The 21,713-nt window shown below is 57.3% G+C and carries 18 protein-coding genes and 2 tRNA genes; 19 read left to right on the top strand and 1 reads right to left on the bottom strand.

Annotated features, from left to right (window positions below; all coding sequences use genetic code 11):
* The first annotated feature begins 56 nt into the window (after positions 1-56).
* The 16 genes from rlmE to pnp all read left to right on the top strand — a co-directional run bounded on the left by rlmE (position 57) and on the right by pnp (position 16,498).
* Entirely contained in the window at positions 57-686 is a 630-nt protein-coding gene (gene rlmE, locus I6L44_RS12100) for a 23S rRNA (uridine(2552)-2'-O)-methyltransferase RlmE (protein WP_216951950.1), read from the top strand.
* A gap of 45 nt (positions 687-731) precedes the next feature.
* Entirely contained in the window at positions 732-2,678 is a 1,947-nt protein-coding gene (ftsH, locus tag I6L44_RS12095) for an ATP-dependent zinc metalloprotease FtsH (RefSeq protein ID WP_216951949.1), read from the top strand.
* 59 nt (positions 2,679-2,737) lie between these two features.
* Positions 2,738-3,583 carry a dihydropteroate synthase gene (folP, locus tag I6L44_RS12090; protein ID WP_216951948.1) on the top strand — a complete coding sequence of 282 codons (846 nt, stop codon included), beginning with the start codon at positions 2,738-2,740 and terminating at the stop codon, positions 3,581-3,583.
* Between the two features lie 15 nt (positions 3,584-3,598).
* Positions 3,599-4,933, top strand: coding sequence for a phosphoglucosamine mutase (gene glmM / locus I6L44_RS12085; protein ID WP_005338823.1), 1,335 nt, complete (start codon positions 3,599-3,601; stop codon positions 4,931-4,933).
* A 131-nt stretch (positions 4,934-5,064) separates the two neighbouring features.
* The gene (tpiA, locus tag I6L44_RS12080) at positions 5,065-5,829 is read left to right on the top strand and encodes a triose-phosphate isomerase (protein WP_216951947.1); all 765 of its coding nucleotides are present in this window, start codon (positions 5,065-5,067) and stop codon (positions 5,827-5,829) included.
* The gene (gene secG, locus I6L44_RS12075; protein ID WP_005338811.1) at positions 5,830-6,156 is read left to right on the top strand and encodes a preprotein translocase subunit SecG; all 327 of its coding nucleotides are present in this window, start codon (positions 5,830-5,832) and stop codon (positions 6,154-6,156) included. It abuts the gene before it with no gap.
* A gap of 7 nt (positions 6,157-6,163) precedes the next feature.
* Positions 6,164-6,248: transfer RNA gene (locus I6L44_RS12070), tRNA-Leu, on the top strand.
* A gap of 92 nt (positions 6,249-6,340) precedes the next feature.
* Positions 6,341-6,417: transfer RNA gene (locus tag I6L44_RS12065), tRNA-Met, on the top strand.
* 166 nt (positions 6,418-6,583) lie between these two features.
* The gene (gene rimP / locus I6L44_RS12060) at positions 6,584-7,042 is read left to right on the top strand and encodes a ribosome maturation factor RimP (protein WP_005338809.1); all 459 of its coding nucleotides are present in this window, start codon (positions 6,584-6,586) and stop codon (positions 7,040-7,042) included.
* Between the two features lie 14 nt (positions 7,043-7,056).
* Positions 7,057-8,556, top strand: coding sequence for a transcription termination factor NusA (gene nusA / locus I6L44_RS12055; RefSeq protein ID WP_005343546.1), 1,500 nt, complete (start codon positions 7,057-7,059; stop codon positions 8,554-8,556).
* A gap of 24 nt (positions 8,557-8,580) precedes the next feature.
* Positions 8,581-11,286 carry a translation initiation factor IF-2 gene (gene infB, locus I6L44_RS12050; RefSeq protein ID WP_216951946.1) on the top strand — a complete coding sequence of 902 codons (2,706 nt, stop codon included), beginning with the start codon at positions 8,581-8,583 and terminating at the stop codon, positions 11,284-11,286.
* A 55-nt stretch (positions 11,287-11,341) separates the two neighbouring features.
* On the top strand, positions 11,342-11,779 hold the full coding sequence (gene rbfA, locus I6L44_RS12045; protein WP_075115420.1) for a 30S ribosome-binding factor RbfA: 438 nt from the start codon (positions 11,342-11,344) through the stop codon (positions 11,777-11,779).
* A 1-nt stretch (position 11,780) separates the two neighbouring features.
* Positions 11,781-12,731: a tRNA pseudouridine(55) synthase TruB gene (gene truB, locus I6L44_RS12040; RefSeq protein WP_216951945.1), complete on the top strand. Its 951-nt coding sequence runs from the start codon at positions 11,781-11,783 to the stop codon at positions 12,729-12,731.
* Positions 12,732-12,876: 145 nt separating this feature from the next.
* On the top strand, positions 12,877-13,146 hold the full coding sequence (rpsO, locus tag I6L44_RS12035; protein WP_005338797.1) for a 30S ribosomal protein S15: 270 nt from the start codon (positions 12,877-12,879) through the stop codon (positions 13,144-13,146).
* A 120-nt stretch (positions 13,147-13,266) separates the two neighbouring features.
* Positions 13,267-14,229, top strand: a complete 963-nt coding sequence (locus I6L44_RS12030; protein WP_216951944.1) for an IS1595 family transposase — start codon at positions 13,267-13,269, stop codon at positions 14,227-14,229.
* Between the two features lie 127 nt (positions 14,230-14,356).
* The gene (gene pnp, locus I6L44_RS12025) at positions 14,357-16,498 is read left to right on the top strand and encodes a polyribonucleotide nucleotidyltransferase (RefSeq protein WP_216951943.1); all 2,142 of its coding nucleotides are present in this window, start codon (positions 14,357-14,359) and stop codon (positions 16,496-16,498) included.
* Positions 16,499-16,734: 236 nt separating this feature from the next.
* On the opposite strand, the gene I6L44_RS12020 is transcribed toward pnp, so the two are convergent.
* Complete coding sequence (locus tag I6L44_RS12020; RefSeq protein WP_216951942.1) at positions 16,735-17,823, bottom strand: ketoacyl-ACP synthase III; 1,089 nt, start codon at positions 17,821-17,823, stop codon at positions 16,735-16,737.
* A gap of 226 nt (positions 17,824-18,049) precedes the next feature.
* Here I6L44_RS12020 and I6L44_RS12015 point away from each other — a divergent pair, with 226 nt between their 5' ends.
* The 3 genes from I6L44_RS12015 (at position 18,050) to I6L44_RS12005 (ending at position 21,685) form a co-directional block, all read left to right on the top strand.
* A complete protein-coding gene (locus I6L44_RS12015; protein WP_216951941.1) occupies positions 18,050-18,991 on the top strand; it encodes a LysR family transcriptional regulator in 942 nt (313 codons plus the stop codon).
* Between the two features lie 128 nt (positions 18,992-19,119).
* On the top strand, positions 19,120-19,728 hold the full coding sequence (locus tag I6L44_RS12010; RefSeq protein WP_216951940.1) for a LysE family translocator: 609 nt from the start codon (positions 19,120-19,122) through the stop codon (positions 19,726-19,728).
* Positions 19,729-19,825: 97 nt separating this feature from the next.
* A complete protein-coding gene (locus tag I6L44_RS12005; protein ID WP_216951939.1) occupies positions 19,826-21,685 on the top strand; it encodes a U32 family peptidase in 1,860 nt (619 codons plus the stop codon).
* Positions 21,686-21,713 lie beyond the last annotated feature (28 nt).

The following is a 21,713-nucleotide window of genomic DNA, read 5'->3' as shown; positions in this document are numbered from 1 at the left end:
ACCCCCACTTAGCCCTTAATACTAATAACCCTTGTGGTTTTTTAAAGCCGATTATCATGACCCAGAAAAAACGTTCCGCCAGCTCCACCCGCTGGTTAAAAGAACATTTCGACGATCAATACGTCAAAAAAGCCCAGAAATTGGGGCTGCGTTCCCGTGCTGTTTTCAAGATCGACGAGATCCAGGGCAAAGACCGCCTGTTGAAAAATGGCATGACGGTAGTGGATTTGGGGGCTGCCCCCGGCGGCTGGTCCCAATTCGCGGTCGAGCAGGTTGGCGAATCGGGTCGGGTCATCGCCTGCGATATTCTGCCTATGGATCCCATCGCCGGAGTCGATTTCCTGCAGGGGGACTTTCGGGAGGAAACTGTACTCGGTGCCTTGCTGGAGCGAGTCGGACCCGACAAGGTCGATGTCGTGATGTCCGACATGGCCCCCAACATGAGCGGCACCCAGCAGGTGGATCAGGCTCGTGCCATGTATCTGGTCGAGTTGGCTCTGGACATGTGTCATCAGGTATTGCGCAGTGACGGCAGTTTTGTGGTGAAGGTGTTTCAGGGGGAGGGCTTTGATGCCTATCTGAATGAAATTCGGAAACTTTTCTCCGCCGTTAAAATTCGTAAACCAGACTCATCCCGCGCCAGATCACGGGAAGTCTACATTGTGGCTACCGGTTTTAAACTGTAGTACCCTAACCTTCATCGTTAACTGTCAGTCTGCGAGGTTACTGATTTGAGTGACATGGCGAAAAACTTAATCCTGTGGCTGGTCATCGCCGTCGTATTGATGTCGGTGTTCAATAGCTTCAGCCCCAGCGATACCACCAGTCGCCAGCTGGACTATTCCAGCTTCGTTAAAGAGGTGACCCAAGATCAGATCCGTGAAGTGCGGATGGACGGTAAGGTCATTAATGGCGTCAAGCGTACTGGTGAACGATTCACCACCATCATCCCGGCGCCGGATCCCCAGCTGCTCAACGATATGCTCAATCACAACGTCAAGGTGATGGGCGAGAAGCCGGAAGAGCCGTCTTTGCTGACCTCTATCTTCATCTCCTGGTTCCCGATGTTGCTGCTGATCGGTGTCTGGGTCTTCTTCATGCGTCAGATGCAGGGCGGCGGTGGCAAAGGCGCCATGTCGTTTGGCAAGAGCAAGGCTCGCCTGATGAGTGAAGATCAGATCAAGACTACCTTTGCCGATGTAGCTGGTTGCGATGAAGCCAAGGAAGAGGTGAAGGAGCTGGTCGACTATCTGCGCGACCCGAGCAAATTCCAGAAACTGGGTGGCAAGATCCCGACTGGCGTACTGCTGGTAGGTCCTCCCGGTACCGGTAAAACCCTGCTGGCCAAGGCCATTGCGGGTGAGGCCAAGGTGCCCTTCTTCACCATCTCAGGTTCTGATTTCGTGGAGATGTTCGTGGGTGTCGGTGCCTCCCGGGTACGTGACATGTTCGAGCAGGCCAAGAAATCCTCCCCCTGCATCATCTTCATCGATGAAATTGATGCGGTCGGTCGCCAGCGTGGCGCCGGTCTGGGCGGTGGTCACGATGAGCGTGAGCAGACCCTTAACCAGATGCTGGTCGAGATGGATGGCTTTGAAGGCAATGAAGGGATCATCGTCATCGCTGCCACCAACCGTCCTGATGTACTGGATCCGGCACTACTGCGTCCGGGCCGTTTCGACCGTCAGGTTGTGGTCGGTCTGCCGGATGTCCGTGGTCGCGAGCAGATCCTGAAAGTGCACATGCGCAAAGTTCCGTTGGCGGATGACGTCAATCCGGCGCTGATTGCCCGTGGTACACCCGGTTTCTCCGGTGCGGATTTGGCCAACCTGGTCAACGAAGCTGCCCTCTTCTCTGCTCGCGAAAGCCGCCGAGTGGTCTCCATGGCTGAGTTCGAAAAGGCCAAGGACAAGATCATGATGGGGGCGGAACGTCGCTCCATGGTGATGAAAGAGTCTGAAAAAGAGATGACTGCGTATCATGAAGCCGGTCACGCCATTATTGGTCGCGTGGTTCCGGATCATGATCCCGTTTACAAGGTCTCCATTATTCCGCGTGGCCGTGCGCTGGGTGTGACCATGTACCTGCCTGAGCAGGATCGCTGGAGCCACTCCAAGCAGCATCTGGAGTCGATGATCTCCAGCCTGTATGGCGGTCGTCTGGCGGAAGAGTTGATCTACGGTGCCGAGAAGGTCTCGACCGGCGCGTCCAACGACATCGAGCGGGCGACCGACATTGCACGCAAGATGGTGACCCAGTGGGGTATGTCCGAGCGTCTCGGCCCGATGCTTTATGCGGAAGAAGATGGTGAAGTGTTCCTCGGCCGCAGCATGGCCAAGGCCAAGCACATGTCCGACGACACTGCGCGCATCATCGATGCCGAGGTGAAGCAGGTCATTGATCGCAACTACGACCGCGCCAAGCAGATCCTGCTGGATAACATGGATGTACTGCACAGCATGAAAGATGCGTTGATGAAGTATGAAACCATCGACGCCAAACAGATCGATGATCTGATGGCGCGTCGCGAGGTTCGTGCTCCGAGCAACTGGCATGACGAGCACGGTGATACCCCGCAAGGCGGTTCCACCGTGGCTGCCGAGGCCAAGCCTGCCGATGAGGCTGCACCGGTGGCGGATGTCACTATCGACAAAGCCAACGACGCTCCGGCCAAATAATCGTGACTCTCCAAACCCCGGGCTTGCCCGGGGTTTTTCTTTATCAGATGGATGTGAAAATGCAGTTAACCAGCAAGGGGCTCAGCCTCTCCCTCGATCGTCCCCATGTGATGGGGATCCTCAATGTGACGCCCGACTCCTTCTCCGATGGCGGTAATTTCAACCAGTTTGAACGGGCAATGGCCCATGCGCGCCAGATGGTCTCTGACGGTGCGACCCTCATCGACATCGGTGGCGAGTCAACCCGCCCTGGTGCGCCCGATGTGAACGAGCAGGAGGAGCTGGACAGGGTCATTCCTGTTGTGGAGCAGATGGTTCGTGAGCTGGATGTGATGATCTCCCTCGATACCTCCAAAGCGGCTGTGATGCGGGAGGGTTGCAAGGTGGGTGCCCATCTGATCAACGATGTGCGGGCACTGCAAGAACCTGGATCACTGCAAGCCGCGGCCGAAGCGCGGGTTCCGGTCTGTCTGATGCATATGCAGGGGCAGCCGAGAACCATGCAAGTCCAGCCACACTATGACGACCTGGTCGGAGAGGTACGCGCCTTTTTTGATGAACGCATTGCGGCTTGTCTGGCGGTCGGGATCCGTCGTGAAGAGCTGTTGCTGGATCCGGGATATGGCTTTGGCAAGACCCTTGCACACAACTATCAGCTGTTAGCGGCTCAAAAGGAACTGCTTGATTATGGCTTGCCGCTATTGGTGGGGATGTCGCGAAAGTCTATGATAGGCAACCTGCTGGGCCGTCCGGTGGATGAGCGTCTGGCGGGCAGTCTGGCATGCGCCCTTATCGGCATGCAGCATGGGGCCCGCATCATCAGGGTACACGATGTAAGGGAGACCATGGACGCATTGCGCGTCGGTTGGCTGGCAATGACGGGACAAGATTTTATTTCCAGATAATAAAGAGAACAGACAATGGCAAGAAAGTATTTCGGTACCGATGGTGTGCGCGGCAAGGTTGGCGAATACCCGATCACTCCTGATTTTGTAATGAAATTGGGTTGGGCTGCCGGCAAGGTGCTCTCCAAGAAGGGCACCAAAAAGGTGCTGATTGGCAAAGATACCCGCATTTCCGGTTACATGCTGGAATCCGCGCTGGAAGCGGGGCTCTCTGCGGCAGGCCTTAAAGCCATTCTGATGGGGCCCATGCCCACGCCGGCGGTTGCCTACCTGACTCGCACTTTCCGTGCCGAAGCTGGTATCGTCATCAGCGCTTCCCACAATCCCTTCTACGACAACGGCATCAAGTTCTTCTCCGCCGACGGCACCAAGCTGCCCGATGATGTCGAGCTGGCTATCGAAGCCGAGCTGGATCACGAGCTCAAGTGTGTCGAGTCGGCCGAACTTGGCAAAGCGGTGCGCATTGATGATGCTGCCGGTCGCTATATCGAATTTTGCAAGAGCACCTTCCCCTCCCACATGAATCTGGATGGGGTGAAAATGGTGGTCGACTGTGGCCACGGCGCCACTTACCACATTGCGCCGTCGGTTTTCCGCGAGCTGGGCGCTGAAGTGATCACCATGGGCTGTGCCCCGGATGGTCTCAATATCAACGATGGTGTCGGTTCGACTGCGCCTGACGCTCTGGTTGCCAAGGTACTGGAGTGCAAGGCCGATCTGGGGGTTGCCTTTGATGGTGATGGTGACCGTCTGATCATGGTCGACCATACCGGCTATCTCATCGACGGTGATGAAGTGCTCTATATCATCGCGCGCGATGCCCTGCGCAATGGTCGCCTCAAAGGCGGTGTCGTCGGCACCCTGATGGCCAACATGGGTCTGGAGCTGGCGCTGCAAACCCTGGGTATTCCGTTTGCCCGTGCCAAGGTGGGTGACCGCTATGTGCTGGAGATGATGGAAGAGAAGGGCTGGCGCATCGGTGGCGAGAACTCCGGCCACATCATCTGTCTGGATCAAACCACTACGGGTGATGGCATCGTAGCCGCCTTGCAGGTGCTTACCGCTATGCGCAGTGCCGAGATGCCGCTGGCCAAGCTGCGCTCCGGCATGAGCAAGTTCCCGCAGGTTCTGGTGAATGTTCGCTTTGCCGAAGGCAAGGATCCGCTGGCCGCGGATGCTGTCATGGCTGAGGTTGCCAAGGTGGAACAGGAGCTGGCTGGCCGTGGTCGCGTACTGTTGCGTAAATCCGGTACCGAACCACTGATCCGGGTCATGGTCGAAGGGGAGCATGAACAGCAGGTGCGTGACATGGCTCAGCGCATCGCCAAGCAGGTTGAATCGGCGTTTTAATGAACAACTAGGGCGGCTTTTTAGCCGCCCTGGTTGTATCTTGTTCAAACGATTCAAAAATTTAAAAATAGCACTTGTCAGCTGAGCATCCTCTGGATATTATCAGCCCCGCTTTCGCAAGGGATTTGCCGATGGGACATCGCAAGCCGTTTGTAGCAGCCAACTGGAAGTTGCACGGTAGTAGGTCGCAGTTAGAGCAGTTTACGAGTCAGTGCCTAAACGGCGTTGACGGAAAAGTAGATGTGGTTCTCTGTCCTTCCCATGTGCATCTCGATTTTAGCGCTTCACTGCTCAATGAGCAGAAAGTAATAAAGTTGGGGGCTCAGAATGTGAGTCAGCACACGACTGGCGCTTACACTGGAGAAATCTCGTGTCAGATGCTGGTTGAGGCAGGGTGTCGTTACGTATTGGTAGGGCACTCCGAGCGCAGGCGTCTCTTTGGTGAGACCAGTTTTATCGTCGCAGAGAAGTTTGCGGCAGCCAGAGCGGCAGGCTTGATTCCCATCCTCTGTTTAGGTGAATCAGGTGCGGCGAGGCAGGCGAGAAGAGCCTTCGAGGTGATCGCTGAAGAGCTGGATATCGTCATAGAGAAAAATGGCGCGATGGCTTTCGATAATGCTATCATCGCCTACGAGCCGATTTGGGCTGTAGGTACAGGTAAATGCGCCACACCCGAGCAGGCACAAGAGGTTCATTCCTTTATACGTGGTCGCTTGGCGGAGGATACTCCGGTAATAGGTGAGAAAGTCAGAATCATCTATGGTGGGAGCGTAACGCCGAGCAACGCGAGAGATTTGTTTGCACAGCCCGACATTGATGGCGGACTGATTGGCGGAGCAAGCCTCGATAGCGATGCGTTTTTAGGAATTGTTGAAGCGGCAAAGGGTGCAAGTTAAATGTACGAGATTCTTTTAGTCGTTTATCTGCTGGTTTCACTGGCTCTGATTGGTCTGGTGATGATTCAGCAAGGTAAAGGGGCTGATATGGGCGCCTCCTTCGGCGCAGGGGCATCGAACACAGTATTCGGCTCCGGTGGTTCAGGCAGTTTCCTGACCCGAACAACAGCAATTTTGGCTACTCTGTTTTTCGTTATCAGCCTGGTGCTCGGATCTATGTCCAGCAACAAGGTAAAGCAGGGTAGTGAATGGGAAAATCTGCAACAAACCCAACAGGTTGAGCAGACCAAAGCGCCAGTGAAGAAAGATACTGACGTTCCCGAGTAAGAGTTTTGCCGTGGTGGTGGAATTGGTAGACACGCTATCTTGAGGGGGTAGTGCTCTAGGGTGTGCGGGTTCGAGTCCCGCCCACGGCACCAATTAAGCAGTGAGCTCGGGAAACCGAGTGTATTATAGCCAGTCAGTCTTGTGTCGAGAGAGTGAAGTGGCTATAATCTCGCACGATTTCGGACGCGGGGTGGAGCAGCATGGTAGCTCGTCGGGCTCATAACCCGAAGGTCGTCGGTTCAAATCCGGCCCCCGCAACCAAATTTCACGCATTTCCTACGCTCAGGAAGGCGGTCGCTGCGAGGCGACAATCAGGGTAAAGCGCCAAGCCCCGATTTGACATCGGGGCTTTTTGTTATGTGCAATTTACTCTGAATCGATATCTATCTGGGCTTTATGCCCTTTTTTTGTTTTTCGGAGGGTGACTTTGGCTACGTTGGAACAACGTTTGACCGATCTGCTCGAGGCTCCGGTCGTTGCCTTGGGTTTTGAACTTTGGGGTATTGAGTTTATCCGCGCGGGTAAACACTCCACCTTGCGTGTCTATATTGACGGCGAGCAGGGTGTGACTGTCGAGAACTGTGCTGAGGTCAGCCATCAGGTTGGCGCCATCATGGACGTCGAAGATCCCATCACCGAGGAGTACTACCTCGAGGTATCCTCCCCAGGCCTGGATCGTCCCCTGTTCAAGGTTGCCCATTTCGAAAAATACGTTGGCCAAGAGGCGGCGGTAACGCTTCGGATGGCAACAAACAACCGCCGCAAGTTCAAAGGCGTAATCAAAGCTGTGCAAGGCGACATGATCACCCTGACAGTAGATGGTAAGGACGACGTGTTGGCTTTCACCAATATCCAAAAAGCGAACATAGTGCCGAACTTTGGTTAACGAGGCTATCGGATATGAATAAAGAGATTTTGCTGGTCGTTGACGCAGTATCCAACGAGAAAGCGGTACCCCGCGAGAAGATCTTCCAGGCTCTGGAAACCGCGCTGGCGACTGCGACCAAGAAGAAATATGAAGGCGAGATTGAAGTTCGGGTCGAAATCGATCGCAAGACTGGTGACTACGACACCTATCGTCGCTGGCTGGTAATCGCAGATCAAGCCGCGATGGAGAACCCTTACGCCGAGATTACCCTGGAAGCTGCTCAGATTGATCAGCCGGAAATCCAGATCGGTGAGTATGTTGAAGACCAGATCGACTCTGTAACCTTCGACCGTATCACTACCCAGACCGCCAAGCAGGTTATCGTGCAAAAAGTGCGCGAAGCCGAGCGTTCACAAGTAGTTGATCAGTTTAAAGATAAAGAAGGCACCATCATCAGTGGTGTGGTCAAGAAGAGCAACCGCGACAACGTCATCCTGGATCTGGGCAGCAATGCTGAAGCCGTGATCTTCCGTGATGACATGCTGCCGCGTGAAACCTTCCGCCCGGGCGACCGTGTCCGTGGCCTGCTCTATGCAGTGCGTCCGGAAGCCCGTGGTTCCCAGCTGTTTGTCAGCCGTTCCAGCCCGGACTTCCTGAAAGAGCTGTTCCGTATCGAAGTACCGGAGATCGGTGAAGAGATGATCGAAATCATGGGCGCTGCCCGTGATCCGGGTTCCCGCGCCAAGATCGCGGTGAAGACCAACGATCGTCGTATCGACCCGATCGGTGCCTGTATCGGTATGCGTGGTGCCCGTGTGCAAGCTGTCTCCGCAGAGCTGAGCGGTGAGCGCGCCGATATCGTGCTGTACGATGACAACCCGGCCCAGTACGTGATCAATGCCATGGCTCCTGCCGATGTGGCCTCCATCATCGTTGATGAAGACAACCACACCATGGATATCGCCGTGGAAGCTGCCAACCTGGCTCAGGCCATCGGTCGCAATGGTCAGAACGTGCGTCTGGCCTCCCAGCTGACCGGTTGGGAGCTGAACGTGATGACCGTTGAGGACATGCGTGCCAAGCACCAGGCCGAGAACGACCGCATCATGAACCTGTTCACCAGCACCCTGGATATCGATGACGATTTCGCCGGTCTGCTGATGGAAGAGGGCTTCTCGACCCTGGAAGAGATCGCCTTCGTACCGGTCAACGAGTTGCTGGCTATCGACGGTCTGGATGAAGACATGGTCGAAGAGCTGCGCAAGCGTGCCAAAGATGCCCTGACTACCCAGGCGCTGGCCAAAGAGGAGTCCTTTGATGGCGTCGAGCCGTCCGAAGAGCTGCTCAATCTGAACGGTCTGAGTCGTGAACTGGCATACGCTCTGGCGGGCCGCGGCGTGGGCACCCTAGAAGATTTGGCTGAGCAAGGTATTGATGACCTTGCTGGTATTGAAGGGCTGACTGCCGAGAAGGCGGGTGAGCTCATTATGGCTGCTCGCAATATCTGTTGGTTCGGAGAAGAGCAGTCTTAAGTAAGATCAAACGGAGGAAAATGAATGGCAGAAGTATCAGTCAAACAACTTGCCACTGACATCGACACACCGGTTGATCGTCTTCTCCAGCAGTTTGTCGATGCCGGTATCAGCAAGAGCAAGGCCGACGACATGGTCAGCGAGTCTGAAAAGCAGACTCTGCTGGCACACCTGAAGAAACAGCATGGAGGTGACGAGGTCGCCGCTCCTGCCCGCATGACTTTGCAGCGCAAGACCAAGAGCACCATCAGTGTTCAGGGAACCGGCGGCAAGAACAAAGAAGTGCAGGTGGAAGTTCGCAAATCTCGCACCTATGTAAGACGCTCGGCGCTGGAAGAAGAACAGCGTCAGGCGGAAGCCGAGGAAAAAGCGCGTTTGGAAGCAGAAGAAAAAGCTCGTCGTGAAGCCGAAGAGAAGGCTCGCCTCGACGCTGAAGAGAAGGCTCGCCGTGAGGCTGAGCAGGCTCGTCGTGAAGCTGAGGAAAAGGCGCGGATCGAGGCACAACAAAAGGCTCGACAGGCTCAACAGCCCGCCAAAGCAGCCAGTAGCACAGCTCAGCAAGAGGCAGAAAAGATGGCCAAGCGCGAAGCAGAAGAACTGAAGCGCCAACAGGAACAGACAGCTTTGAAAAAAGCTGAAGAACTCGCCGCGAAGAAAGCCGAAGAGGCTCGCATCATGGCGGAACAGAACGCAGCCCGCTGGGCTGAAGAAGAAGCCGCTCGTGCAAAAGAGAGCAGCGATTATCACCTGACTACCAACAAGCATGCGCAAGCTGCAGAAGACGAGCTGGATCGCAAAGAAGAGACCAGCCGCCGTACTGCCGCCGCCGCTGTCAAGGCCCCGAAAAAGGCGGGTCGTCGCGATGATGATCGCAATGATCGCAACTCCCGTGATCCGCGTGCCCGTAAAGGCAAACGTGGCAAGGTCGCTACCCCGAACGCCATGAAGCATGGCTTCAACAAGCCGGCTGCCGTGGTGAACCGCGACGTTGTCATCGGCGAGACCATCACCGTGGCCGAGCTGGCCAACAAGATGGCCGTCAAGGGCGTTGAAGTCATCAAGGCGATGATGAAGATGGGTGCCATGGCCACCATCAACCAGGTGATTGACCAGGAGACCGCTCAGCTGGTCGCTGAGGAGATGGGTCACAAGGTTGTGCTGCGTCGCGAGAACGAGCTGGAAGAGGCGGTACTGTCCGATCGTGACGAGACCTCCGAAGCCAAGCCCCGTGCACCGGTCGTGACCATCATGGGTCACGTTGACCACGGCAAGACCTCGCTGCTGGACTACATTCGTAAAGCCAAGGTTGCTGCTGGCGAGGCCGGTGGTATTACCCAGCATATCGGTGCTTACCACGTTCAGACCGATAGCGGCATGATCACCTTCCTGGATACTCCGGGTCACGCGGCGTTTACCTCCATGCGTGCTCGCGGTGCCAAGGCGACCGACATCGTTGTTCTGGTCGTTGCTGCTGACGACGGCGTGATGCCGCAAACCATCGAAGCGATCCAGCACGCCAAGGCTGCCGGTGTGCCGCTGGTTGTGGCAGTCAACAAGATCGACAAGCCGGAAGCGGATCCGGATCGCGTCAAGACCGAGTTGGCTCGTTACAACGTCATGTCCGAGGATTGGGGTGGAGACTGCCAGTTCGTGCACGTATCTGCCAAGTCCGGTCAGGGTATCGACGATCTGCTGGAAGCCATCCTGATCCAGGCTGAAGTACTGGAGCTGAAAGCGGTGGTTGACGGTATGGCCAACGGCGTCGTGATCGAATCCTTCCTGGATAAAGGTCGTGGTCCGGTTGCTACCGTACTGGTACAAGAAGGTACTCTGCGTCAGGGCGACATCGTTCTGTGTGGTCTCGAGTACGGCCGTGTTCGCGCCATGCGTGACGAACTGGGTCGCGAGATCAAGGAAGCGGGTCCGTCCCTGCCGGTGGAAATTCTGGGTCTGTCCGGCGTTCCCTCTGCCGGTGACGAAGCCACCGTTGTCCGTGACGAGAAGAAAGCCCGTGAAGTGGCGCTCTATCGTCAGGGCAAGTTCCGCGAAGTCAAGCTGGCTCGCCAGCAGAAGGCCAAGCTGGAAAACATGTTCGCCAACATGACCGAGGGCGAAGTGTCCGAAGTGAACGTGGTGATCAAGGCCGACGTACAAGGTTCTGTGGAAGCGATCTGCGATGCGCTGGTCAAACTCTCCACCGACGAAGTGAAGGTGAAGATCGTGGGTTCCGGCGTAGGTGGTATCACCGAAACCGACGCGACCCTGGCTGCTGCTTCCAGCGCCATCCTGGTTGGTTTCAACGTCCGTGCCGACGCATCTGCGCGCAAGGTCATCGAATCCGAGAGCCTGGATCTGCGTTACTACTCCGTCATCTATGACCTGATCGACGAAGTGAAGCAGGCCATGAGCGGCAAGCTGGCCCCTGAGTATCGTCAGGAAATCATCGGTCTGGCTGAAGTGCGTAGCGTCTTCAAGTCTCCGAAGTTCGGCGCCGTTGCCGGCTGTATGGTTACCGAAGGTGTGGTCAAGCGTTCCAACCGTATCCGCGTTCTGCGTGACAACGTGGTTATCTATGAAGGCGAGCTGGAATCCCTGCGCCGCTTCAAGGATGACGTCAACGAAGTTCGCAACGGCTACGAGTGTGGTATCGCGGTCAAGAACTACAACGACGTGCGCGAAGGCGACCAGATCGAAGTTTACGAGACTGTTGAAATCCAACGGACTCTGTAAGCCGAGAGTTAGACAAAATAGGGGGCCGCGGCCCCCTTTTATCGCAGGATAGAATATGGCCAGAGAATTCAGCCGGACCCGTCGGGTCGGACAGCAGATCCAGCGTGAAATCGCGCTGATCCTGCAGCGCGAGGTGAAAGACCCGCGCATCGGCATGGTGACCGTTTCCGATGTGGAAGTGTCCCGTGACCTCAACTATGCCAAAATTTACGTTACCTTCTTGCAGCTGGAAAATGATGCCGAGCGCATCAAGGAAGGCTTGCAGGGTCTGACCGAAGCAGCCGGATATATCCGTAGTCTGCTGGGCAGTGCCATGCGTCTGCGCGTGGTGCCCGAGCTGCGCTTTTTCTATGATCAGACGCTGGTTGAGGGGATGCGTCTCTCCAACCTGGTGACCAACACTGTGCGTGAAGACAAGCGTCGCATGGCCGAATCCGGCCGTGACGAAGAAGCTGAATCCGCACCGGATGACACGACTGAGGATAAAGCCTGAGATGACCCGAAGACGTCGTTTCAAGGGCCGTGATGTGCACGGCATTCTGCTGCTGGACAAGCCGACCGGCCTGACCTCCAACGATGTGTTGCAGAAGGTCAAGCGGATTTACAACGCTGCCAAGGCCGGTCATACCGGGGCGCTGGATCCGCTGGCGACCGGCATGCTGCCGATTTGCCTCGGTGAGGCCACCAAGTTCTCCCAGTATCTGCTGGAAGCGGACAAGCGCTATGAGGTGACCGCCAAACTGGGCGAGCGCACCAACACCAGCGACTCTGATGGTGAGGTGGTCTCCACCCGTCCGGTGAACGTGGCTGTGGGTACCCTGATCGAGGCGCTGGACCAGTTCCGCGGCCCCATCATGCAGGTGCCCTCCATGTACTCCGCGCTCAAGCACAACGGCCGTCCGCTCTATGAATATGCCCGCGAAGGTATCGAGATTGAGCGTGAAGCCCGTCCCATCACCGTATTCGAGCTCAAACTGCTGAGCTTCGAAGGTGATGAAGTGCGCCTTGAAGTGCACTGCAGCAAAGGCACCTATATCCGCTCTCTGGTAGATGATCTGGGTGAAGTGCTGGGCTGTGGCGCCCACGTGACCCAGTTGCGTCGTACCCAGGTGGCCAGTTATCCGTACGAGCGGATGCTGACCCTGGAGCAACTCGAGTGCATCTTCGAGCAGGCCAAGGCCGAGAGCATCCCGCCGCGCGAGCAGCTGGATCCTTTGTTGCTGCCGATGGATACCGCTGTGGCATCCCTGCCCGAGGTGAACATGCTGGCGGTAGTCGCAGCCTATGTGAATCAGGGTCAGGCAGTGCAGGTACCGGGGGCTCCGGCCAGCGGTCAGGTTCGCATGACTGTCGGCCCGGAGCGCGAGTTCATCGGTGTCGGCGAGATTGATGATGATGGCCGTGTCGCGCCCAAGCGACTGGTGCGTTATCACGACGAGGAGTGATCCTCTGGCGGTATAGGGTATCTCTTTCCCGTTTCGCCTCTTTATCATTGCGAAAAGGGACGGGGACGATTATTATACCGCCCTCATTTCACGGCTGAATTAGAGATTGGCTGTGAACCTTTAAACACTCTACTGGAGTATTACCATGTCTCTAAATGCTGAGATCAAAGCTCAAATCGTTGCTGACAACGCTCGTTGCGCCAACGACACTGGCTCCCCCGAAGTGCAAGTTGCCCTGCTGACTGCCCAGATCAACCATCTGCAAGGTCACTTCAAGGAGCACTCCAAGGATCACCACGGTCGTCGCGGTCTGCTGCGCATGGTTTCCCAGCGTCGTAAGCTGCTGGACTACCTGAAGCGTAAAGATTCCGAGCGTTATGCTGCTCTGATCGCCAAGCTGGGTCTGCGTCGTTAATCTACCATCAGATTTCGCGAAAAAGGGGAACCTCCGGGTTCCCCTTTTTTATTGGCTCTGTCCCAATTACGTGTTGAAAGGCTAATCTTGAAGTAGGCCATCACCTTGAGGTCTACCATCATGGATACCCCAGCCTTTCAACACCTGTTGTCCCTTTTTCCCCAGTTAACCCTGCGCCAGCGCCGTGTTGCTCAGCAGGAGCTCACTGCACCCCACACCATTACCTCGCTCAATACTCAGTTACCGGCATGCAGTGGCTGCCCCCATTGTCAGGCCGATGTTACCCAGCTGGCGCCTTGGGGATGGAGTCGGGGACTGCGCCGCTACCGTTGCAAACTGTGTCTGCGCACCAGCACCGTTCTGACCAAGACGCCCTTGGCCAGATTGCGTAAAGCACAGTGCTGGGAAGACTACGCGCAAGCCCTCATCGAAGGACTGACTGTCCGCCAGGCTGCGCGGCGCTGTGGGGTCAGCAAGAACACCGCGTTCCTCTGGCGTCACCGCTTCTTGCGCGCGATGGCAACCCATCAGGCCACCCGGGAAGAGGGCATCGTTGAGGTTGATGAGACCTTCTTCCTTGAATCGTTCAAGGGGCAGCGGGGACTGCCGCGTCCACCACGTCATCGCGGTGGTAAAGGTCGAACTCGTGGAACCGGGCCAGATTACATCCCGGTGATGGTGGTACAAGAGCGTGCAGGCCACCATGCGGATTTCCAGTTGGAGAAAATAGATGCCGAGACGGTCATCGCGGTGTTGAAGCCGTTGGTGTCACCGGATGCGGTGCTGTGTAGCGATGGGGCGGGTGTGTATGCCTGTTTCAGCAAGGAACAGGGTATAACCCATCAGGTGGTGCGCAATCGTCAAGGCGAACGGGTAGTCGGTGCGTATCACATCCAGCATGTGAACGGATATCACCATCGGTTGAAAGAGTGGATGGAGCGATTTAATGGAGTGGCGACGCACTACCTGAAGAACTACCTGGGTTGGCGCAGGATGTTGGAGCGTTACGGAAAAGGCGTAAATATCAAAGTGTGTTTGTATGAGGCCCTGGGGCGCCCCATGCAACACGTAATTGGGACATAGCCTTTTTATTGCTCTTTAGCGGCATGTTGCCATCCTCACAGAATTTGTGTCGCCGCTTACCTTTTGCATCGAATCAAGTATACTTGTGCGCGAATTTAAAGAGCCAAATTGTAAAAAGGAAATTCACGTGAATCCTATTGTTAAGTCATTCCAGTACGGTCAACACACCGTCACACTGGAAACCGGTGTGATGGCCCGTCAAGCCACTGCGGCCGTTATGGTCAGCATGGACGATACCTGTGTATTTGTGACCGTCGTAGGCAAGAAAGAGGCCGATCACGGCCGTGATTTCTTCCCGCTGACCGTCAACTACCAGGAGCGTACCTATGCTGCTGGTCGTATCCCGGGTGGTTTCTTCCGTCGTGAAGGCCGTCCGAGCGAAGGCGAGACCCTCATCTCCCGTCTGATCGACCGTCCAATTCGTCCGTTGTTCCCGGAAGGCTTCTTCAATGAGGTTCAGGTGGTTGCCACCGTCATGTCCGTGAATCCGGCAGTCTCCCCCGATATCGTTGCCATGATCGGCGCCTCTGCTGCGCTGGCCATCTCCGGCATTCCGTTTGGCGGCCCGATCGGTGCTGCTCGCGTGGGTTACATGAACGGTCAGTATGTGCTGAACCCGACCACCACCGAACTGCCACAGAGCGATCTGGATCTGGTTGTTGCCGGTACTGCCAACGCCGTACTGATGGTTGAGTCCGAAGCGGCCATCCTCTCCGAAGAGGTGATGCTGGGCGCCGTGGTATACGGTCACGAGCAGATGCAGACCGTTATCAACGCCATCAACGAATTTGCCGCTGCCGTCGGCACCAAGCCGTGGGACTGGACTCCGCCTGCCGTCAACGAAGCGCTGAAAGCCAAGGTTGCCGAGCTGGCGAGCGCCGAGCTGGGTGAAGCCTACCGCATCACCGAGAAGGCTGTTCGTTACGAAACCATCGCGGCCATCAAGGGTCGTGTGGTTGAGCAAGTTATCGCTTCCGGCGTGGAAGAAGATGCCAAGAAGATCGGCGAAGAGTTCCACAGCCTGGAAAGCCGCATCGTTCGTGGCCGCGTAGTGCGTGGTGAGCCGCGTATCGATGGTCGCGATCCGGAAATGATCCGTGCCCTGTCTGTCGCTACCGGCGTATTGCCCCGTGCTCACGGTTCTGCCCTGTTCACTCGTGGTGAAACCCAGGCTATGGTCGTTGCGACCCTGGGTACCGAGCGTGACGCCCAGAACATCGACGAGCTGACCGGCAACCGTGCCGATCGCTTCATGCTGCACTACAACTTCCCGCCATACTGCGTCGGTGAGACCGGCATGATGGGTAGCCCGAAGCGTCGTGAAATCGGTCACGGCCGTCTGGCCAAGCGCGGCGTTGCTGCCGTGATGCCGAGTGCTGCTGAGTTCCCGTACGTGGTGCGCGTGGTGTCTGAAATCACTGAATCCAACGGCTCCTCCTCCATGGCGTCTGTCTGTGGTTCCTCTCTGGCGCTGATGGATGCCGGTGTGCCGATCAAGGCTTCCGTCGCCGGTATCGCCATGGGTCTGGTGAAGGAAGAAGAAGGTTTCGTCGTGCTGTCCGACATTCTGGGTGACGAAGATCACCTGGGCGACATGGACTTCAAAGTAGCCGGTACCACCGAAGGTGTGACCGCGCTGCAAATGGACATCAAGATCGAAGGCATCACCAAAGAGATCATGGAGATTGCGCTGAAGCAAGCTCGTGGTGCTCGTCTGCACATCCTGAAAGTGATGGATGAAGCAATCCAGGCTCCCCGTGCCCAGATCTCCGATTTCGCACCGCGTATCCACACCATCAAGATCAATCCTGAGAAGATCAAGGACGTGATCGGTAAGGGTGGTTCCGTGATCCGTGCGCTGACCGAAGAGACCGGCACCAACATCGAGTTGGATGATGACGGTACTGTACGTATCTCCGCTGTGGCCAACGAAGCTGCCATGGAAGCGATCCGTCGCATTGAGGCCATCACCGCCGAGATCGAAGTGAACCGCATCTATGAAGGTAAAGTTGTCCGTCTGGCCGATTTCGGTGCATTCGTCAACATCCTGCCGGGCAAAGATGGTCTGGTACACATCTCCCAGATCACCGATGCTCGCGTTCAGAACGTGGCTGACCACCTGACTATCGGTGACGTGGTCAAGGTGAAGGTACTGGAAGTGGACCGTCAGGGCCGCGTACGTCTCTCCATCAAGGAAGCGAACGCTCCGACTGATGCAGCCCCGGCTGCTGATGCTCCGGTTGCTGCCGAAGCGCCTGCCGCAGAGTAATCTGTCCTCCTGAACCGGATTCTCCGGTTGCAGTAAAAAGTCCGGCGCCCTTTGGGGCGCCGGACTTTTTTATGCGCTCAGGCTCATCACGTTTATGCGCTCAGGCTCATCACGCCGAAGTTGGCTCTCTGCTCAGGATGTGGTGGGCATTGCCGGAGCCTCAAGAGATCAGGTTAGAAAAGTATCGCGAAGGGGGTGGGAGAAAGGAGCCTGAGGATTCAGGCTCCTGATGAGGATCAAGCCTCGTTGGCGTGAGCCTTCTGGCAACCTTCCACGGCGTGAGCAATCAGTTCCAGTGCGCTCTGGTCGCAGGGGGGCAGTTCCGCCTCGCACTTGTTGATAGGGGTGACGCGATCGCCCCACTTGATGATGGCTGCGCCCCAGGTCAGGCCGGCACCGAAAGCGGCGGTCAGCAGATAGGAGTTCGGCTTGACGCGGCCCTGTTCCAGCGCTTCGCACAGGGCGATGGGCACGGTAGCGGCGGAGGTGTTGCCGTAGTTTTTGATGTTGACCATCACCTTCTCCATCGGCGCATTCATCCGTTTGGCGAGGGTCTCGATGATGCGGATATTGGCCTGATGGGGAACGATCAGGTCGACCTGCTCCGGCGCAATACCGGCCTGCGCCAGCACAGTGCTGGTGGCCTCACCCATGCCGCGCACGGCGCGTTTGAAGATCTCCGGCCCTTCGAAGTTGAAGGTGAATAGCCCATCGATATCGGCAAAACGCACCCGATCGGTACCGAAGTTCGGTACGTGCAGGATCTCCCGCGCTTCGCTGTCACAGCCCAGTTTGTTGGCGATCAGGCCACACTCCTGCTCGCTCGCCTCGATTACCACGGCACCGGCACCATCACCAAACAGCACTGCGGTATCGCGGCGCGCCCAGTCCAGCAGGTAGGTGAGGCGTTCGGCACCGATCACCAGCACCTTCTTCATCATGCCGGTCTGCACCAGCGAGGTGGCGACGGAGAGGGAATAGACGAAACCGGTGCAGGCCGCGTTGAGGTCAAACACGGCAGCGTTGATGGCGCCCAGTTTCTTTTGCACGGCAGATGCGGCGCTTGGCAGCAGGTTGTCCGGAGTGGCGGTGGCCAGGATGATGCCATCGAGATCGCTCGCTTCCAGACCGGCGCAGGCCAGTGCGCGGCGACCGGCCAGGGTGGCGAGATCCGAAGTACTGACATGGGAGATCCGGCGGGCCTTGATGCCGGTGCGCGGATAGATCCACTCGTCTGACGTATCCATGATGGTGCTGAGGTCGTCGTTGGTCAGCACGGAGGGAGGCAGGCATTTGCCCCAGCCGGTGATATTGGCGTATTTCATCTTGTTACCGCTTCTCAAAGTGGATCGCCCGCGGGCGGAAAATCGTGCAATTATGCCGTACGAGACAACCACTGTCATCTTGTGGTCATGGTTATGTGCGGGGGGGGCCGCTGTGCCATCTGGTCGCAAAGGGCTGCAACGTGCTGAACATGGCAGGAAATTTTGCTTAAAACGCGGGACTCCTCTGCCCTAAGATAGGCGTTTCCCCACCGATGAGGGTATCTCCTTGCTCAGAGCCAATCTCAACTTGTTGCCGACCCTCAAGGTGCTGCTGGAGACCCGTAATATCAGTCGCGCCGCCGAGCTGCTGCACCTGAGCCAGCCCTCCATCAGCAAGCAGCTTGCCCAGTTGCGCAGCGAGTTTGATGACGAGTTGTTGGTGCGGGAGGGGCAACGCTGGCTGCTGACGCCACGGGCCGAACTGTTGGCCGCTCAGCTTGCGGATTCTCTCGGTGCGTTGGAGCGGCTCTACGAGGCGCCCGGATTTGACCCGAGCCGCTGCGAGCGGGTATTTCGGCTCGCCTCTTCTGATTATGTTGCCCAACATATTCTGCCCGATATCTGCGCCGCGCTTGCCAAAGAGGCGCCGTTGGTGGCGCTGGAGTACAGCCTGTGGGACAAGCGTCAGCTGCCGCAGTTGTGGCAGTCGGAGCTGGATCTGGTCTCCACCATCACCGAGCTGGTACCGGAGCAGATCCGTGGTCTGCATCAGGGGGAAGATCGACTGGCGGTGCTGATGGGAAGCCACCATCCGCTGGCAGGCAAGGCGCTGAGTCTCGATGACTATCTCGCCTGGCCTCACCTGCAGGTGAGTGGCGGTGGCGACAAGGACAGCCCGGTGGAGCAGGTGTTGGCGCCGCAGGGACTGAGGCGGCGCTGGTTTGCCAGAGTTCCCTTCTTTCAGGCGGCGGTGGAGGTGTTGTTGCGCACCGATTGCCTGATGACTACCCCGGCCCATATCGCCTGGCAGCTCTCCTGCGGCCATGAACTCACCTTTGTCGATCTGCCATTTGCTACCCGCGACCAGCAGTATCATCTGCTGTGGCACCAGCGCCACCATCAGGATCCGGCCCACCGCTGGTTTCGCGAGCTGGCCTACCCATTCCTGCGGGATCACCTGCAACGTACTGTCGGCGAGAGTCGCAAGCTGCTCGAGCTCGGCGGTTAGCCGCAGTCAGTTGTGTGGTGCCATAGCCATTGGTTATGGAATCTATTCATAACTTTCACTACTGGCATAATGGCTCAGCCCGTACTCTGAAGGCAGGTCATCATATCGAGCATATAAAGAGGAAATGCATGGAACTGACGAGTTGGCTGGCACTGGCCGCAATCTGCGTAATGGGCGCTATCAGCCCGGGGCCGAGTCTGGCGCTGATCATCCGCAACACGGTGCAGGGAGGGCAGGGGCATGGCGTCGCCACTGCGCTTGGCCACGGCCTCGGGGTTGGTATCTATGCGCTGGTTACCGCGCTTGGCCTCTCCATCCTGATCACCCAGACCCCGATCCTGTTTGATCTGATCCGCTACGGCGGTGCAGCGTTTCTTGCTTGGCTTGGGATGAAAGCCCTGCTGGCAAAACCAGCCAGTGGTGAAGCGAGTGAAGAGGTTCACCAGCGGCGTGGTCGGCAGGGAGCCTTTGAAGGTTTTATGGTGGCCTTTCTCAATCCCCAGCTGGCGGTCTTCTTCATCGCCCTGTTCAGCCAGTTTGTGCGGGCCGATACCGGTTGGAGCGAAGGGGGCATCATGATGCTCACCGCGGGCGGGATCGATGCCGTCTGGTACGTGCTGGTGGCGCTGGTGCTCTCCCGCGGGCCTGTGCTGGCGTGGCTTAAAGCCAAATCCTTTGTCATCGACAAGGTGAGCGGGCTGGTGCTGCTGGGACTGGCACTCAAGGTGGTTATCTAATCCTGCATTTTGCGGATACCTTAAGCGGGATCAAGGCATGCGGGTGGTGAATGGGCTAGAGTAGCGCCCATTTTCTGTCTGCCCTGATCCCGAGACCATGCACCAGAACAAGCACCCGTTAAGCCACAACAACCGGTTGGAGCTGCTGGCTCCGGCCAAGAACCTCGCCTACGGCATCGAAGCCATCAACCATGGCGCCGATGCCGTCTACATGGGGGGGCCGGCCTTTGGCGCCCGTAGTGCGGCGGGCAACTCCATCGAGGATATCGAGGCGCTGGCGCGCCACGCCCACCGTTTCGGCTCCCAGGTCTTTGTCGCCTTCAACACCCTGCTGCACGATCACGAGCTGGAGCAGGCCCGGCGGCTGACTCACCAAATATATGAAGCGGGAGCAGATGCGCTCATAGTGCAGGATATGGGGCTGTTGGCCCTCGATCTGCCACCCATCGCGCTCCATGCCAGTACCCAGACCGACAACCGCACGCCAGAGAAGGTGAAATTTCTGCAGGATGTGGGCTTCTCTCAGGTGGTACTGGCGCGCGAACTGTCTCTTGCGCAGATCCGCGAGATCAGTGCGGCGACCAATGTGCAGCTGGAGTTTTTTATCCACGGCGCGCTCTGCGTTTCCTACAGCGGCCAGTGCAATATCAGCCATGCCCGCACCGGCCGCAGCGCCAACCGAGGTGAGTGTGCCCAGCTCTGCCGTCTGCCCTGCTCACTGCAAAAGCCGGACGGTGAAGTGCTGGTGGCCGACAGCCACCTGCTGTCGCTCAAGGATATGGATCAGACCGACAACCTGGAGGCCTTGATCGAGGCGGGGATCCGCTCCTTCAAGATTGAAGGGCGTCTCAAGGGGCTCGACTACGTCAAGAACGTCACCGCCTGGTATCGCCAGAAGCTGGACGCTATTCTGGATAGCCGCTCCGATCTGGTCGCCGCCTCTGCGGGTCGTTGCAGCTACAGCTTCACGCCTGACCCCAAAAAGAGCTTCAACCGCGGCAGCACCGATTACTTCCTCCATGGTCGCCAGCAGGGGATCGACTCCACAAAAAGCCCGAAATATGTGGGAGAGGCGCTGGGGCGGGTCACCAAGGTGACCCGTGACGGTATCGAGATCGATGGCAAACAGGTCACCCTCAACAACGGCGATGGTCTCGGCTTCTTCAAGCCGAATAACGAGCTGGTGGGTATGCGTCTCAACAAGGTCGAAGGTAAGCAGTTACTTCTGTCAGAACGTATGCCGGGGCTGAAGGTGGGGACCGAAATCTACCGTAACCACGATCAGGCGTTCAGCAAGATGCTGGAGAAGGCGAGCGCGGATCGTCGCATCCGGGTCGATATGGTGCTGGCAGAGTGCGATGAGGGCGTGAGCCTCACGCTCACCGACGAGCAGGGCATCAGTGCCGCAGTGACCGTGCCTTGTGACAAACAGCCTGCCGACAACCCGGAGCGGGCGCTGCAACAGGCGCGTGACCAGCTCGGCAAACTCGGCAATACCCTGTTTGTGGCGCGCAAGATTGAGTTGGCATTTACTCACCCGCTATTTATCGCCGCATCACAGCTCAACGGTTTGCGCCGGGAGGGCATCGCCGCGCTGGAGGTGGCGCGAGTGGCCAGCTACCAGCGCCCCGAGCGACGTATCGCCCTGCGGGATATCAGCTATCCCCAGCACCGCCTCTCCTACCTTGGCAACGTGCTGAACAGCGCCGCCGAGCAGTTCTTCCGCGAACACGGGGTGGAGCGCATCGCTCCCGCCTATGAGGCGAACAAGGAGGAGCGGGAAGTGGTGCTGATGATCACCAAGCATTGCATCCGCTATAGCCAGAACCTCTGCCCGAACGAGGTGCCTGGTCTCAAGGCCGAGCCGTTGGAACTCAAAATGGGCAAAGACACCTTCCGCCTGCGTTTTGACTGCAACCGCTGCGAAATGCATGTGATGGGCAGCCTGAAACGGTGACTGACAAGTATATTGTCAAATGGCAATA

It is taken from the genome of Aeromonas sp. FDAARGOS 1414 (genome assembly GCF_019047065.1).
GTDB classification, from domain to species: Bacteria; Pseudomonadota; Gammaproteobacteria; order Enterobacterales; family Aeromonadaceae; genus Aeromonas; species Aeromonas veronii_A.
Note: the sequence above shows the minus strand (reverse complement) of the source record. Positions and strands in the feature narration are given on the sequence as shown.